This is a genomic window from Salinivibrio sp. VYel1 (assembly GCF_009377945.1).
Classification (GTDB): domain Bacteria; phylum Pseudomonadota; class Gammaproteobacteria; order Enterobacterales; family Vibrionaceae; genus Salinivibrio; species Salinivibrio siamensis.
In genome coordinates this window covers 144,544-159,009 of sequence record NZ_RSAM01000006.1, presented here as the reverse complement: position 1 = coordinate 159,009, position 14,466 = coordinate 144,544, and the positions used below count along the sequence as shown (strand labels likewise).

The 14,466-nt window shown below is 52.3% G+C and carries 15 protein-coding genes; 4 read left to right on the top strand and 11 right to left on the bottom strand.

All coding sequences use genetic code 11. The annotated features are described in order from the left end of the window. From tolQ to aspS, 11 genes are all read right to left on the bottom strand, one after another. A complete protein-coding gene (tolQ, locus tag EHW58_RS07745; protein ID WP_077606951.1) occupies positions 1 to 687 on the bottom strand; it encodes a protein TolQ in 687 nt (228 codons plus the stop codon). Further along, positions 684 to 1,091, bottom strand: a complete 408-nt coding sequence (gene ybgC / locus EHW58_RS07740) for a tol-pal system-associated acyl-CoA thioesterase (RefSeq protein ID WP_046075472.1) — start codon at positions 1,089 to 1,091, stop codon at positions 684 to 686. The genes tolQ and ybgC overlap by 4 nt, the downstream gene beginning before the upstream one ends. 230 nt (positions 1,092 to 1,321) lie before the next feature. Then, positions 1,322 to 1,618, bottom strand: coding sequence for a cyd operon YbgE family protein (locus EHW58_RS07735; protein WP_158010012.1), 297 nt, complete (start codon positions 1,616 to 1,618; stop codon positions 1,322 to 1,324). After that, positions 1,611 to 1,718: a cytochrome bd-I oxidase subunit CydX gene (gene cydX / locus EHW58_RS07730; protein WP_021024361.1), complete on the bottom strand. Its 108-nt coding sequence runs from the start codon at positions 1,716 to 1,718 to the stop codon at positions 1,611 to 1,613. The genes EHW58_RS07735 and cydX overlap by 8 nt, the downstream gene beginning before the upstream one ends. A 15-nt stretch (positions 1,719 to 1,733) precedes the next feature. Beyond that, complete coding sequence (gene cydB, locus EHW58_RS07725; RefSeq protein WP_152795763.1) at positions 1,734 to 2,870, bottom strand: cytochrome d ubiquinol oxidase subunit II; 1,137 nt, start codon at positions 2,868 to 2,870, stop codon at positions 1,734 to 1,736. 11 nt (positions 2,871 to 2,881) lie between these two features. Next, positions 2,882 to 4,465: a cytochrome ubiquinol oxidase subunit I gene (cydA, locus tag EHW58_RS07720; protein WP_172970023.1), complete on the bottom strand. Its 1,584-nt coding sequence runs from the start codon at positions 4,463 to 4,465 to the stop codon at positions 2,882 to 2,884. Between the two features lie 526 nt (positions 4,466 to 4,991). Continuing rightward, positions 4,992 to 6,005 carry a Holliday junction branch migration DNA helicase RuvB gene (gene ruvB / locus EHW58_RS07715; RefSeq protein WP_046075362.1) on the bottom strand — a complete coding sequence of 338 codons (1,014 nt, stop codon included), beginning with the start codon at positions 6,003 to 6,005 and terminating at the stop codon, positions 4,992 to 4,994. A 3-nt stretch (positions 6,006 to 6,008) separates the two neighbouring features. After that, entirely contained in the window at positions 6,009 to 6,638 is a 630-nt protein-coding gene (ruvA, locus tag EHW58_RS07710) for a Holliday junction branch migration protein RuvA (RefSeq protein WP_046075361.1), read from the bottom strand. 433 nt (positions 6,639 to 7,071) lie between these two features. Further along, the gene (gene ruvC, locus EHW58_RS07705) at positions 7,072 to 7,593 is read right to left on the bottom strand and encodes a crossover junction endodeoxyribonuclease RuvC (RefSeq protein ID WP_046075360.1); all 522 of its coding nucleotides are present in this window, start codon (positions 7,591 to 7,593) and stop codon (positions 7,072 to 7,074) included. Beyond that, on the bottom strand, positions 7,594 to 8,340 hold the full coding sequence (locus EHW58_RS07700) for a YebC/PmpR family DNA-binding transcriptional regulator (RefSeq protein ID WP_152795759.1): 747 nt from the start codon (positions 8,338 to 8,340) through the stop codon (positions 7,594 to 7,596). A gap of 184 nt (positions 8,341 to 8,524) precedes the next feature. Next, positions 8,525 to 10,309, bottom strand: a complete 1,785-nt coding sequence (gene aspS / locus EHW58_RS07695) for an aspartate--tRNA ligase (RefSeq protein WP_152795757.1) — start codon at positions 10,307 to 10,309, stop codon at positions 8,525 to 8,527. A 256-nt stretch (positions 10,310 to 10,565) separates the two neighbouring features. On the opposite strand from aspS, the gene EHW58_RS07690 reads away from it, so the two are divergent. From EHW58_RS07690 to EHW58_RS07675, 4 genes are all read left to right on the top strand, one after another. After that, positions 10,566 to 11,444: a DUF72 domain-containing protein gene (locus EHW58_RS07690; RefSeq protein ID WP_152795755.1), complete on the top strand. Its 879-nt coding sequence runs from the start codon at positions 10,566 to 10,568 to the stop codon at positions 11,442 to 11,444. 133 nt (positions 11,445 to 11,577) lie between these two features. After that, positions 11,578 to 12,306: a carboxy-S-adenosyl-L-methionine synthase CmoA gene (cmoA, locus tag EHW58_RS07685; RefSeq protein ID WP_077578106.1), complete on the top strand. Its 729-nt coding sequence runs from the start codon at positions 11,578 to 11,580 to the stop codon at positions 12,304 to 12,306. A gap of 27 nt (positions 12,307 to 12,333) precedes the next feature. After that, the gene (gene cmoB, locus EHW58_RS07680; protein ID WP_077605452.1) at positions 12,334 to 13,305 is read left to right on the top strand and encodes a tRNA 5-methoxyuridine(34)/uridine 5-oxyacetic acid(34) synthase CmoB; all 972 of its coding nucleotides are present in this window, start codon (positions 12,334 to 12,336) and stop codon (positions 13,303 to 13,305) included. Positions 13,306 to 13,672: 367 nt separating this feature from the next. Then, positions 13,673 to 14,461: an ATP-dependent zinc protease gene (locus EHW58_RS07675; protein ID WP_152795753.1), complete on the top strand. Its 789-nt coding sequence runs from the start codon at positions 13,673 to 13,675 to the stop codon at positions 14,459 to 14,461. Positions 14,462 to 14,466 lie beyond the last annotated feature (5 nt).

Sequence of the window (14,466 nt, the reverse complement as noted above, 5' to 3'; positions counted from 1 at the left end):
TCACTCCTGGGTTGCCGCAAACGCTTGACGATGAAGAATGCTAGAGAACTCTTCCATAAAGTTCATGTAGTTATGCTCGAGCTTACTGACTTTGGCGGTCAAACGGTTGTACGCCATGACCGCTGGGATCGCAGCGAACAGACCCATGGCTGTCGCCACCAAGGCTTCAGCAATCCCGGGGGCGACCATGGCCAACGTCGCCTGCTTCACCGCGCCTAGGGCGATAAAGGCATGCATGATCCCCCATACGGTACCAAACAGGCCAATGTAAGGGCTGATCGACCCCACCGTCGCCAAAAATGGCAGATGGGTTTCCAGCTCTTCCACTTGCTTTGATAACGACACGCGCATCGCCCGCGAAGTCCCTTCCATCACGGCGTCGGGCACTTTGTCGTTGCTACGATGCAAACGCGCGAATTCTTTAAAGCCGGCGTAAAAAATTTTCTCGCTGCCCGTCAAATTGTCTTTGCGCGCTTGCACTTCTTGGAATAGTTGAGAAAGATCGATCCCAGACCAAAATCTGTCTTCAAACCGTTCAGCTTTGCTAAACGCGTGCTGCATGACCTTGGAGCGCTTGATGATCATCGCCCAAGATACCACTGACATACCCAGTAATATCAGCATCACTACCTTGACAAGCAAGCTTGCTTGCAAAAACAGGTCGAGAATGGAAAGTTCAGCGGTCACGTCATCATCTCCGATTTAATCTGTGTTGGAATCGATTTGGGTTTCATGGTTGTTGGGTCGACACAGGCTATCTTAACCGTCGCCGCACACAATGCTTTTTGATCAGAATTCACCAAGCTTTGACAAAAGGTCATGCTGGCGCGCCCCATGGCTGACACTGTAGTGACAACCTCCAGTGCATCATCAAGCCGTGCACCGCGGTGAAAGTCAATATCCATGTGGCGCACAACAAAGGCGGTGCGATCGGCAAAGAGCGCTTGTTGATTGACACCGATCTCACGCAACAGTTCAGTGCGTGCCCGCTCAAAGTAATTGAGATAATTGGCGTGGTAAACCACTCCCCCGGCGTCTGTGTCTTCATAGTACACACGAATCGGCCAGCGAAACGGCGTTGATTCTGTCATGTCTTTACCCATGATCGGTTTACGATAGGCAATTACTATACCTAAGTTGTGGATGTATAGAAATGCTGAGACAGCGCGGCTGGCGCATTGGTCGCCCATCAAGCCGTCGAGAAGTGATGTGCTGCAAAAAACGCGCAATTACTCACGCTAGAGTGATGAAAAAAGCACCACTCGGGTGCCTTTGTCATTCGTTTGTCACTTTGCGCTTGCTCACCGAGCGCCTAACTCAACTAGCGCAGCCACATCAAGGCGAGCAACAGAAGGGATACGCCCCACCCGAATGGCGGCCAGGTGAGCCACCGGCTCCATTTGCCTTGCGCCGTGAAACCGACGGCATGGATCACCCCGACACAGGTCGCGTAGAGCAGCCCCACGCCCATCGGAAACGTCACCCCGCCCATGCGCTGAGCAAAGGCTTCTGGCGCCCACATTACTTGGCCGCCCCAGCACAGGGCACTGGCCAATGAGAGCAGCCGCCAAAGGCCAGAAAAGTGCTGGCCTAAGGGAGCAGGTTGGCGCTCACTCATTGTCGTGATCCATCGCTTCGGTGTGCTCCAACCATAAGGCATTGATAATGCCAAAGGCGCATGCCAGCAGCACACCAAGAATCCACGTGAAATACCACATATGCAAGCTCCTTAATCAGTACAGTGTATGGGTGTTGTCTTCAATATATTGCGCGTCTAAACGACCAAACATCTTAATGTAGCACCACAGGGTGTAAGCCAAGATAATCGGCACAAACACCGCCGCGACGATGGTCATGATCGACAAGGTTAGCTCGCTTGAGGTGGCATCCCACATGGTCAAGCTGTGACCCGGGAAAGTGCTCGATGGCATCACAAAGGGGAACATTGCGATACCCGCGGTCAAAATCACGCCCGCCACGGCTAAACTCGAGAACAAGAAAGCCCAACCTCCGCGCTCAAGACGTGACGCCAGCAGTGCCAACAATGGCATGACAGCGCCGACCAGTGGTGCTAACCAGAGGATTGGCATCGCTTGATAGTTACGCATCCAAGCGCCGCTTTGTACCGCGACCTCTTTCGCCAGTGGGTTAGAGGCTGCTTGGTTCGCCGCCTCACTGACCACCACAAAGCCATCTATATTTTGTACCCAGAAGCCTGCTGCCACAAAGAGTACAGTGGTCAATAATGCACACAGTTGCGCGACATTACGTGCGCGTACATGCAGCGCATCGGTAGTTTTTAGTTGCAACCAGGTTGCGCCTTGCAACACCACCATAAACAGGCTCACCAATCCACACACCAGTGCGAAGGGATTAAGCAGTGCAAAAAAGCCACCGGTGTAGGTTGGGATCAAGAGATCGCTAAGCTGGAACGGCACCCCTTGTAAGAGGTTACCAAAGGCGACCCCGAAAATGACCGGTGGTACAAAGCCCCCCAGCACCAAGCCCCAATCCCATGCGGTGCGCCAGCGTGGGTCATCGATTTTTGAGCGATAGTCAAAGCCCATGGGACGGAAGAAAAGCGCCGCCAGTGTGACCACCATCGCGATATAAAAACCAGAAAAGGAAACCGCATACACCAACGGCCAAGCGGCGAATAATGCCCCGCCTGCGGTCACTAACCAGACTTGGTTTCCTTCCCAATGGGGCGCGACAGCGTTAATCATTACCCGACGTTCGCTGTCGGTTTTGCCGATCAGGGTGAGCAAGGCGCCCACCCCCATGTCAAAGCCATCAGTGACGGTAAAGCCGATCAGCAACACACCGATCAGTACCCACCAGATCAGGCGTAACATTTCATAATCAAACATGCTCTCTCTCCTTATGCTTCAATCTGGCGGCTGAAATCCGCTTCTGGATTGCCTTTTTGTTCAAAATGGTAGCGGCCGGTTTTGAGGCTGCTGGGCCCAAGGCGGGCAAACTTGAACATCAGATAAAGCTCAGCGACGAGGAAAACGGTGTAGAGCGAGCAAATCGCCACCATCGAGAAAATAATATCGCCAGCGGCCAGATTCGATGCGGCCACGTGCACGGGGAGGATTTCCCCCACCGCCCAAGGCTGGCGACCGTATTCGGCAACAAACCAACCCGCTTCGCAGGCGATCCATGGCAGAGGAATACCAATCAGCGCAAGCTTCAGTAGCCAGGGCTTTTCATCGATACGCTGGCGACAGGTTTGCCAGAACGCCATGCCAAAAATAAACAGCATCGCAAAGCCGCACGCTACCATGATCCTAAAGCTCCAGAACAAAGGCGCCACTTGCGGGATAGAGTCTTGCGCGGCTTGCTGAATTTGCCCTTCAGTCGCATCCACCACCTTGTCGGTATACGGCTTAAGAAGCAGGCCATAACCGAGGTCGTTTTTCACTTCGTTGAACGCGGCTTTGGTTTCCGGTGATTTCTCGCCGGCACGCAGTTTTTCCAGCAATGCGTACGCCTGCATACCATTGCGGATGCGGGTTTCATGCTCAGCAATCAAATCGCTTAAGCCTGTCACTTCTTTATCCAGTGAGCGCGTGGCAATGATCCCCATCGCATAAGGGATTTTGATCGCATAATCGGTCTGCATGGTCTCTTGATTCGGCAGCCCCACCACGGTGAAGGCCGCCGGCGCTTCTTCGGTGTGCCACTCAGCCTCGATCGCTGCCAGTTTGACCTTTTGTACATCACCCAGCTCGTACCCGGACTCATCACCTAAGATGATTACCGATAAAATGGCCGCCATGCCAAACGAGGCAGCAATCGCAAACGAGCGACGCGCAAAGGCAATATCACGGCCTTTGAGCAGGTAGTAAGCGCTGATCCCCAGAATGAACATCGCCCCTGTGGTATAGCCAGCAGCAACGGTGTGAACAAACTTCACCTGTGCCACGGGATTAAAGACCACATCAGCAAAGCTCACCATCTCCATACGCATGGTTTCAAAGTTAAACTCTGAGCCCACGGGGTTTTGCATCCAGCCGTTGGCCACCAAAATCCATAGCGCGGAAAAGTTAGAGCCTAACGCCACCAGCCAGGTAGTGACCAAGTGTTGACGCTTACTGAGACGATCCCAACCAAAGAAGAACAGGCCCACAAAAGTGGATTCAAGGAAGAAGGCCATCAGCCCTTCAATGGCAAGCGGGGCCCCAAAAATATCCCCGACATAGTGGGAATAGTAGGCCCAGTTGGTTCCGAATTGAAACTCCATGGTGAGGCCAGTGGCCACCCCAAGCGCAAAGTTAATTCCAAAAAGCTTGCCCCAAAACTTGGTCATGTCTTTGTAGATTTGCTTGTCGGTCATCACGTATAACGATTCCATGATGGCCAGCAAAAATGCCATGCCCAGAGTTAAAGGAACAAACAGGAAGTGATACATCGCGGTCAGCGCAAACTGCAGCCGCGATAAATCGACGATATCGGTAATCATGGTCACTCCTTTACACCGTTTTCGGTGCCGATACTGGCGTATCGCTCGTTTTACTCTCTCACCCAACACGGCAGTCAAAACAACTGGCTGGCGCGGGGAAAGCTACACACTTCTTAATTGACTGCTTGCATGTTACACAGTTGAAACACCAAGGTTATTCTATAGTTAAATTTTATCTAATTAAGGCATAACTAATATTATAGGTACAACAATGGGGTGTTAATCGCGTTTTGCTCGGTTTGTCGACTCGGCTGCAAAAACAATAAGGCGAACCAACCAAGATACAAAACTGTGATTAACCGCGAAGAAACTGGGTGAGACGGAGGCATTAACGGAAGCCACTTCTCATTGTCTCGTCACCAGCAACCGCTAGCAGATGGGGTTACGATAAGGGTTCACGTGCTACATAACCTTAATCTAGATCAAAAAACCCCATTGGTTGTCGGCCAATGGGGCTGTTTTAGCAAAAAACGTCTTGATCTTGATTAAGGTTTGCGAGGATTTTCCGCTCAGTCTTAGCCGACTAGGTTTTCGGCAAATCAAAGCCAAAGTGCAAATAGGCACGCTGGCTGGCAATCCGGCCACGTGGTGTGCGTTGCAGGTAGCCTTGTTGAATCAAATAAGGCTCAATCACATCTTCGATGGTGTCTTTCTCTTCGCCAATCGCCGCCGCTAAGTTATCAAGCCCCACCGGCCCGCCATCAAACTTCTCAATAATGGCATTGAGTAGCTTGCGATCCATGTAGTCAAACCCTTGGCTGTCAACATCAAGCATATCGAGCGCGCGCTGAGCAATGTCAGCACTGATGTCACCCGTGCCTTTTACTTCAGCATAATCACGCACACGACGGAGTAAGCGGTTAGCAATACGTGGCGTACCGCGAGAACGGCGCGCCACTTCCATCGCCCCTTCCTCATCGGTTGATAACGCCAAGCAATGGGCGCTGCGTTTCACGATACCGGTTAGATCCCCCACGCTGTAATACTCTAAACGCTGGGTAATGCCAAAGCGGTCACGCAAGGGCGATGTCAGCGAGCCGGCGCGGGTGGTGGCACCAATCAGGGTAAACGGCGGTAAATCGATTTTGATTGAGCGCGCGGCAGGCCCTTCACCAATCATAATATCTAGTTGATAATCTTCCATCGCCGGGTACAAGACTTCTTCTACCACTGGGCTTAAGCGATGGATTTCATCAATAAATAATACATCGTGAGGCTCAAGGTTGGTGAGCAAGGCGGCCAGATCGCCGGCTTTTTCTAACACGGGGCCCGACGTAGTGCGAATATTGACGTCCATTTCATTGGCAACAATATTGGCCAAGGTGGTTTTACCCAGACCCGGCGGGCCAAAAATCAACAGATGATCGAGCGCCTCTTGGCGTTTACGCGCAGCATGGATAAAGATTTCCATTTGATCACGGACGTGATTTTGCCCCTGGTAGTCTTCCAATAACTTAGGACGAATCGCGCGGTCGATCACCTCTTCTTCCCGATCAGGGGTGGTTTGCGCCGAGATTAAACGATCAGCTTCTATCATGGGTTACACCATTGAACGCAGCGCGTGACGGATCACGTCTTCGCTGCTCATGTCATCAGTTGCAATTTGTTTAACCACTTTCTCCGCCTGCGCCGCTTTATAACCCAGTGCGACCAAGGCGCTTACCGCCTCATCCGCGGCAGACGAAATCGTGGTTGGCGCTGCACGCAGGGCTGCGCCCTCAGCCGTCGCGGCATCCGTGTGCGGAGTAAAGAGATCGAACGCTTCCCAGTTTTTAAGCCGGTCGCGCATTTCAATCACCAAACGTTCCGCGGTTTTCTTGCCCACGCCAGGGATTTTCACCAAGGTCGAGACATCATTATGCTCGACACTGTCGACAAAGTGGTTAGCCGTCATCCCCGATAAAATCGCTAACCCCAGTTTAGGTCCCACGCCATTGGCCTTGATCACTTCCCGAAACAGCGCTCGCTCACGTTTACCGCTAAAACCATAGAGAAGTTGCGCATCTTCACGCACTACAAAATGCGTGTACACGGTAGCGGTTTCACCCACCTCCGGCAATTGATACAAACAGTTCATCGGCATGCTCACTTCATAGCCGACGCCGTTCACATCGATCAAAATCTCAGGAGGTTGCTTTTCTATCAGGGTTCCCTGTAATCGGCCTATCACAATCGCATCTCAGTTTGTTACTTTGCCCCCAAGGATAAAGAATAACTGGATCTATATCCAGTCGAATTGACGACGGGCGGATTACGGATTACGGATTACGGAATACGGATTACGGATTACGGATTACGGATTACGGATTACGGATTACGGAAAAGCGTAACGTGTCTGTCCCTGTAGAAAAAGTTCCTAGGGCCTAGGATCCTAGGACCTAGGCACTACTTCCTGCTCTTCCCGTATTCTGTAAGCGAAGCGCTCTGTGTTCAAGATCCCGAATACCGATGACGGAATACAGAGTACAGAAAAAGCAATAGCCTCAGTGCGAGCATGATCTACTTTATCCAGTTTCTAGTCTCTAGTCTCTAGAAGCGAAGCGCCTCGTCTCTTTCCGTACTCCGTAAGCGAAGCGCTCTGTATTCAAGAGCAAAAAGCGCTTTTATCGATACCGGCCGCGGCGGGCGGCGTTGGCTTTGCCGGCCATGGCGATGAGGGTGTGATTGGTGTGGGCATGGCAAATGGCAACCGCGAGGGCATCGGCTGCATCGGCTTGCGGGGTGGCACTGAGCTTTAACATGTGGGTGACCATATGCTGGACTTGCTTTTTATCCGCACTGCCTTTCCCTACCACTGCTTGCTTGATAAGCCTCGCGGCATATTCAGACACCGGTAAATCGGCGTTTACCGCCGCAACAATGGCGCTGCCGCGCGCTTGCCCCAGTTTAAGCGCTGAATCCGCGTTACGGGCCATAAACACTTGCTCAATGGCAAAATTATCCGGTTGAAACTGGGTGATGACTTCGCTCACCCCTGCATAGATATGTTTCAGTCGACCGGGTAAGTCGTCTGTCTCGGTGCGAATACAGCCACTACCGAGATATTCAAGATGCCGACCATGTTGGCGGATCACCCCATAACCGGTGATCCGCGAACCTGGGTCAATCCCCAGTATCACTGCCATTTAGCTTAAACTCGCTGCCACTTCGTCCGAGATATCACCGTTATGGTAGACTTCTTGCACATCGTCAAGGTCTTCTAACATATCGATCAAGCGCAGCAGCTTCGGTGCCGTGTCTGCATCTAACTCCGCTTTGGTGGATGGCACCTGAGTCACCTCTGCTCGCTCAGCTTCAAACCCAGCTTTATCTAAGGCATCTTTTACATAGCCAAAGTCATTGGGGGTGGTGTACACATCCATTGAACCGTCGTGATAGGTGACCACATCGTCCGCGCCGCCTTCGAGTGCCGCTTCCATCACCGCATCTTCTTCAAGGCCGGATGGGTAGGTGATCACCCCTTTTTTATCGAATAAGAAGCTGACTGAGCCATCGGTACCCAGGTTACCACCGGATTTTGAAAACGCATGGCGCACACCTGACACAGTACGGTTGCGGTTATCGGTCATGCACTCCACCATCACCGCCGTGCCCGCAGGGCCATAACCTTCATAGATGACGGTTTCCATGTTCTCGTCACCTTCGCCGCCCGCACCGCGTGAAATCGCACGGTTGATGGTATCGCGTGTCATGTTATTTGACAGCGCTTTATCCACCGCGGCACGCAGGCGTGGATTGGTTTCCGCCTCGGGGCCACCCTCTTTGGTTGACACCACAATTTCTCGGATAAGCTTGGTGAAAATCTTACCGCGCTTCGCGTCTTGAGCGGCTTTACGGTGTTTAATGTTCGACCACTTACTGTGACCTGCCATATCGACTCTCCGTTTTTTGCGCTCCCCTCACGTGAAAGGAGTAATAAGAAAAAACGCGCCTTGGCTTTTCAGTCTGAGGCGCGTTGAGACATTGACCTTGCGCCTTGATACGACCGCCTAGTGACGGCAGTTATCGGCCCCAAGGATAAGACGGGCAAGGCTATTTGCCCGTCATCAGGCGAATTTATTCGCTGTGTTCGTTTTGCTCTGCCGCCGCGGTAATGCTGAGAGCCAGCTCTTCAAGCGCCGCGTCATTGGCCAGGCTTGGCGCATCAGTCATCAAGCAGGCCGCTGCAGTGGTTTTCGGGAAGGCAATCACGTCGCGAATGTTTTCGGTGCCGGATAGCAACATCACCAGGCGATCCATACCAAACGCCAGACCCGCGTGTGGTGGGGTGCCGTATTGCAACGCATCCAGCAAGAAGCCAAATTTCTTGCGCTGCTCTTGCTCATCAATGCCCAGCGTCTCAAACACCGCGGCTTGCATTTCTGGGTTATGGATACGGACCGAGCCACCACCCACTTCATAGCCATTAATCACCATGTCGTAGGCGTTGGAGTTCGCCACCGCTGGGTTTGCCACCAGCTCTTCAGGTGTCACGTCGGTCGGCGCAGTGAACGGGTGATGCATCGCATGCAAGTTACCCTCGTCGTCTTCCTCAAACATTGGGAAGTCAATCACCCACAATGGTGCCCACGCTTGGGTGTCGGTCAGCTCCAGATCTAGGCCTAGCTTCACACGCAACGCGCCCAGCGCTTCAGTGACCACTGATTTCTTGTCGGCACCGAAAAGGATAATGTCACCGGTTTGCGCCTCAGTGCGTGACAGAATGCTTTCTACCACTTCGGCATTGAGGAACTTGGCCACCGGCGATTGAATGCCATCAAAACCGGCGTCGCGGTCGTTGACTTTCATCCACGCCAAGCCTTTGGCGCCGTAAATGCCAACAAAGTTGGTGTATTCATCAATCTGCTTGCGCGACAAGCTGGCACCGCCTGGTACACGAATCACAGCCACGCGGCCTTTTTCATCGTTTGCCGGGCCAGAGAACACTTTAAATTCAACATCTTTGACGATGTCTGCTACATCGACGATTTCGAGCGGGTTACGCAAATCTGGCTTGTCGGAGCCAAAACGGCGCATCGCTTCTTCATACTTCATGGTGGGGAACGCGCCCAAGTCCACATTGAGCAGCGATTGCCACATTTCGCGGATCAATTGCTCGGTCACCTCGCGCACTTGGTCGGCGCTCATGAATGAGGTTTCGATATCAATCTGGGTAAATTCTGGCTGGCGATCGGCGCGCAAGTCTTCATCACGGAAGCACTTCACGATTTGGTAATAGCGATCAAACCCGGACATCATCAGCAACTGTTTGAACAGCTGTGGTGATTGCGGCAACGCATAAAAATTACCTTTGTGGACACGGCTTGGCACCAAGTAGTCACGCGCGCCTTCTGGGGTCGCCTTGGTGAGTACCGGGGTTTCGATGTCTAAAAAGTCATTGTCATCGAGAAAACGACGGACAAAGCTGGTGGCTTTAGCACGCAGTTTAATTCGATCGCTCATTTCAGGGCGGCGCAAGTCAAGGTAGCGATACTTCAGGCGCTGCTCTTCGGAAATAAACTGGTTAAAGTCAATCGGCATCGGCGCACTTCGGTTGATGATCTCCAACCCTTTCGCCACCACTTCGACTTCGCCTGTGGCCATATCACTGTTGATCTGGCTCTCTGGACGCGCACGCACTTCACCACGGATGGTCAGGCAAAATTCGTTACGCAATTTGTTTGCTTGCTCGTAAACATCACCCATATCAGGGTCAATCACAACTTGCACCAGACCTTCACGGTCGCGCATGTCGATAAAAATCAAGCCGCCCAAATCACGGCGGCGGTTAACCCAACCACAAAGACTTACTTCTTGCCCGACGTGGGCTTTATTCAGGTGACCACAATATTGGGTGCGCATAGATTATTCCTGATCTGTTCTGATGATTCCGCTTGCCCCCTGGGGCACAAGCCTGCCAAATACTGAGGGGAATTCGGGTAACAGCGTCTGTCGTACCTGACGGTACGCCCCCATGAGTGCCGTTACTGTCAAAGACCTGCCATTATAAAGGAAAAGCCCCGCTCTTGGTAAAGCGATCGTACTTAAAACCGGTAGTTTTTTTATCCAAATCCTTTTAGGCTATTACTTTATTGGTTCGCAACGCATCAGCACGGGCATGACCTCCTTATTACACCAACTCCCCTCTCCACCCCTGCGGTTGGGGCTGACGCAATGGTCTCATCCCAGTTGGCAGCATCACTTTTATCCGCCAGGCACCAAGTCGGGCGAGCGCTTAGCCCGTTATGCCGAGGTGTTTAATACCGTCGAGGGCAACACGACCTTTTACGCCTCCCCCTCGCCGCAAACGGTGAATAATTGGGCGGCCGCCATTCCAGACGATTTTCAATTTACCTTTAAGCTGCCGAAAACCATTACCCATCAATGCCAGCTGCGTCATGCGCAAGACTTAACCGCCGACTTTATTAAGCTGATGGCCCCGCTCCATGACCATATTGGCCAGTGGACGATTCAGCTGCCAGCGCGTTTTGGCCCAGAGGGGTTAGCAAGCTTAGCGACATTTCTTGAATCGCTACCCCGCGAGTTTTCCCTTGGGATAGAGGTGCGTCACCCGGCCTTTTTTGCCAAAGGCGACGCAGAAAAAGCGCTCAACCGACTGTTGATCGATCATAACGCCAACCGTGTAATCATGGACAGTCGCCCGGTATTTGCGGCTAACCCCGACACCCCTGCCATTATTGATGCGCAAAAGAAAAAGCCCCGGGTGCCCGTGCATGCCATCGCCACCAGCGCAGCGCCCATGGTGCGTTTTATTGGCCATCCTGATTTGCCCGAAAACACCGCGTTTTTTGACCCTTGGATCTCACGCTTATCTCAATGGATAGCCGCGGGCAAAACGCCCTATTTAATGATTCATACCTCAGATAACGATCAGGCCCCTGCGTTGGCCGCCCAGTTATATCAACGTCTTGATTTATCATCGCCATTGGCTTCCGTCACGCGCGCCGCACAAAGTCAACAGGGCGCGTTGTTTTAATCTCGCCGCTAGCACGCGTTCTCACCGTGCAGACAGACGCAGAAAAATTCACTACAATACGCCGCTTTTGTGGCAAGCTTTGGGTGCAAAACGCACGAAAGCCTGCCAGCTTGGCTGATTTGTAGGGGCTTACATGGCTAATCAGGATAAAATTTTCGCAGCGCCTATCGAAAAAATGGGCGATTTCACCTTCGATGAAAATGTCGCTGAGGTGTTCCCGGATATGATCCAGCGCTCGGTACCGGGTTACAGCAATATTATTTCGGCCATCGGCATGCTGGCCAAGCGTTTTGCTGCGCCTGATAGTCATATTTACGATCTTGGCTGTTCGCTGGGTGCTGCCACTTTATCGATGCGTCGCCACATTCCTCATGACAGCTGCAAAATCATCGCGGTGGATAACTCACAAGCCATGGTTGAGCGTTGTCGCTTGCATGTTAATGCGTATCGCGGCGCCGCCGATGTTGAGGTTCGCGAAGCCGATATTCGCGATGTCGAGATAACCAATGCCTCGATGGTGGTGCTCAATTTTACCCTACAATTTTTAAGCCCTGACGATCGCCAAGCCCTACTCACTCGCATTTATCAAGGCTTGAAGCCAGGTGGGATCCTGATTCTGTCCGAAAAGTACCGCTTTGAAGACGAAACCGCCAATGAATTGCTGATCGATTTACACCACGATTTCAAGCGTGCCAATGGCTATAGCGAGCTTGAGATCAGCCAAAAGCGCAGTGCACTGGAGAATGTGATGCGCCCGGACAGTATTGCCACCCACCAAGCGCGGCTCCATGCCATTGGCTTTAGCAGCGTCGCCATGTGGTTCCAGTGTTTTAACTTTGGTTCGATGCTCGCGATTAAGTAAGACGAGCCTGACAGTACGAGTAATCTGATGTTTGATTTTTCCGATTTTTATCAGCTGATCGCCAAAAACCGTCTAAGCCATTGGCTCGAGGTGTTGCCAGCACAATTAGCCGAGTGGCAAAACCAGCCGCATGGCGATATGCCCAAGTGGATAAAAGTGCTCAACAAGATCCCAACCACCGCGCCCGAGACGGTTGAGCTGAAAGACGCAGTGCGTATTGGTGATGACAGTAGCTTACCTAATGGCGAGCGCAAAAAATTAGAAAACTTATTGCGCACCTTGCACCCTTGGCGTAAAGGCCCGTACCAGGTACACGGCATTGATATTGATACCGAGTGGCGCTCAGATTGGAAATGGGATCGCGTACTCCCGCATATCTCGCCGCTAAAAGGGCGGTATGTGCTTGATGTCGGTTGCGGCAATGGCTACCACATGTGGCGCATGTTGGGCGAAGAGGCCGCATTGACAGTGGGCATCGACCCCTCCGAGCTCTTTTTGATGCAATTCGACGCCATTCGTCGCTTGATGGGTAACGATCAGCGTGCGCACCTGCTGCCTTTAGGGATTGAAAAACTGCCTGCGCTACGCGCGTTCGACACCGTGTTCAGTATGGGTGTGTTGTATCACCGCCGCTCCCCTCTCGATCATCTGATGCAACTCAAAGATCAATTGCGTAAAGATGGCGAGCTGGTGCTGGAAACCTTGGTTATCGATGGCGATGAAAACGCGGTATTGGTGCCTGCCGGTCGTTATGCACAAATGCGTAACGTCTACTTTTTCCCGTCTGCCCGCGCGTTAAAAGTGTGGCTGGAGAAAGTCGGATTTGTCGATGTGCGTATTGTCGACGAGTGCGTCACCACCACGGATGAGCAGCGCAGTACCGAGTGGATGACTCATAACTCGCTGCCTGAGTACCTCAACCCAGATGATCCGGCGCAAACCATCGAAGGGTATCCAGCCCCCAAACGCGCGATCTTAGTGGCTCGCAACCCGGATTAAACAACAGCCCGGACACCGCTCCCCCATACCACCGCCCTTACTCGCCGCCTCACTAGGCGGTGATAAGGGTGAACATGGCGGTGAACGCCGCTTACCGACCTCACACCTGACGCTGACACCACGCTCGCAATCGCGACGCATGTATTGACGGCTGTGTTTTATTTCACCGCCTGAGTGCTTGTTTGCTAACGACTTTGCTTTATTACCGTCGATTAAATCAGCGTTTAGTCAATTCTGACTAACATTTGACAGAATCCCCCTACCCATCTTTGTCGCATCCTTTAGAATTTGCTCTCGCCGTCGCGATCAGCGCTTTACTGCCTGTGACATGGCTAGCCGCAACCCTTCTTACGCTGTGGAGATTTAGATGCTATTTCGTTGCTCACTGATCAGTGCGCTTTTACTTACGGTGTCCGGCTGCACATTAACTTCGCAGCACCAACACCAGGAAACGCTCAGTAAATTTGATAACCTGGCTGCCCAACACCAGCAGCAACAACAAACCATCACCGAGACATTCGCTCAACATGGCACAGCGTTAAATCAGTTGGCCGACAAAGTGAGTGCGCTCGAAAGCCAACTGACCGTGATTCAGCGTACCCAAGCCAAGCTTTACGCCAATGTGGCGACCGACACCGCTGACGTCAAAGTGAAAGAAAAGGTGGTGCGGGTGCCGGTTAACGACGGCAAGGTTATTCTCGGTGGACGCGAATTTGTCTGGTTTGACGCGGTCGAAAACACCTTCCAATCCCGTGTGGATACCGGTGCCGAAACATCTTCATTGAATGCTGTGGATATCCAAGAATTTGAGCGTGACGGCGATACCTGGGTCAAGTTCAACGTCAATCATAGTGAAAACAATGACCAGCCGGTATTTATGGAAATGCCAGTGAAACGTTGGGTGCGTATCCGTCAGTCGTCGAGCGATAGCACCGAGCGCCGCCCGGTGGTCGAAGCCTGGATTCGTGTCGGTAACATCCATGAGAAAACCGAATTCACCCTCGCCGATCGCACCAACATGGAATACCCAGTGCTGCTTGGCCGCGAATTTTTTAAAGACTTGGCGGTGGTTGATGTCAGCCAAGTTCATATTCATCCGCAATATCAGCCGGACACGCCAACGGAGCCAGGCGATGACGACACCCCCAACAAGTAGGTAAT

What these genes read in the sequence shown, in the direction of transcription:
- ybgC (WP_046075472.1), bottom strand. Translation starts at nt 1,091, where the DNA reads ATGACAGAATCAACGCCGTTTCGCTGGCCGATTCGTGTGTACTATGAA.
- EHW58_RS07735 (WP_158010012.1), bottom strand. Translation starts at nt 1,618, where the DNA reads ATGAGTGAGCGCCAACCTGCTCCCTTAGGCCAGCACTTTTCTGGCCTT.
- cydX (WP_021024361.1), bottom strand. Translation starts at nt 1,718, where the DNA reads ATGTGGTATTTCACGTGGATTCTTGGTGTGCTGCTGGCATGCGCCTTT.
- cydB (WP_152795763.1), bottom strand. Translation starts at nt 2,870, where the DNA reads ATGTTTGATTATGAAATGTTACGCCTGATCTGGTGGGTACTGATCGGT.
- ruvB (WP_046075362.1), bottom strand. Translation starts at nt 6,005, where the DNA reads ATGATAGAAGCTGATCGTTTAATCTCGGCGCAAACCACCCCTGATCGG.
- ruvC (WP_046075360.1), bottom strand. Translation starts at nt 7,593, where the DNA reads ATGGCAGTGATACTGGGGATTGACCCAGGTTCGCGGATCACCGGTTAT.
- EHW58_RS07700 (WP_152795759.1), bottom strand. Translation starts at nt 8,340, where the DNA reads ATGGCAGGTCACAGTAAGTGGTCGAACATTAAACACCGTAAAGCCGCT.
- aspS (WP_152795757.1), bottom strand. Translation starts at nt 10,309, where the DNA reads ATGCGCACCCAATATTGTGGTCACCTGAATAAAGCCCACGTCGGGCAA.
- EHW58_RS07690 (WP_152795755.1), top strand. Translation starts at nt 10,566, where the DNA reads ATGACCTCCTTATTACACCAACTCCCCTCTCCACCCCTGCGGTTGGGG.
- cmoA (WP_077578106.1), top strand. Translation starts at nt 11,578, where the DNA reads ATGGCTAATCAGGATAAAATTTTCGCAGCGCCTATCGAAAAAATGGGC.
- cmoB (WP_077605452.1), top strand. Translation starts at nt 12,334, where the DNA reads ATGTTTGATTTTTCCGATTTTTATCAGCTGATCGCCAAAAACCGTCTA.
- EHW58_RS07675 (WP_152795753.1), top strand. Translation starts at nt 13,673, where the DNA reads ATGCTATTTCGTTGCTCACTGATCAGTGCGCTTTTACTTACGGTGTCC.